General features: G+C 42.6%; 1 protein-coding gene. It reads left to right on the forward strand.

The genetic code is table 11. From position 1 onward, the window contains the following. On the forward strand, nt 1-446 hold a 446-nt coding region (locus GVL52_RS29045), incomplete at both ends, for a DNA translocase FtsK (RefSeq protein ID WP_280179131.1).

Raw genomic sequence — 446 nt, forward strand, 5'->3', positions numbered from 1 at the left:
GATAAGGTTGACCCAAATAAGAAAGTTAACTTTACCGAAGAGCAGCTTTCGCGTTTGTCTGAATTGCTTGAGATTAAATTACAAGAATTTAATGTGAAGGCGCAGGTTGTTGAAGCTCAGCCGGGTCCAGTTGTTACACGTTTTGAATTAGATTTAGCACCGGGTGTGAAAGCATCTAAAGTGACTAATATTTCCCGTGACTTGGCGCGCTCAATGTCTATGGCATCAGTACGTGTTGTGGAGGTTATTCCGGGTAAACCATATATTGGTATTGAAGTACCAAATAGTGCCCGTGAAATGGTACGTTTAATTGAGCTGTTGGAAACACCAGCATATCGTGACCCAAGTGCTCTGATTAGTATGGCAATGGGTAAAGATATTTCGGGTAATCCGGTACTAACAGACTTGGCAAAAGCACCGCATATGTTAGTTGCGGGTACAACTGG

Source organism: Rhizobium sp. 18055, assembly GCF_902706285.1.
GTDB lineage: Bacteria > Pseudomonadota > Alphaproteobacteria > Rhizobiales > Rhizobiaceae > Rhizobium.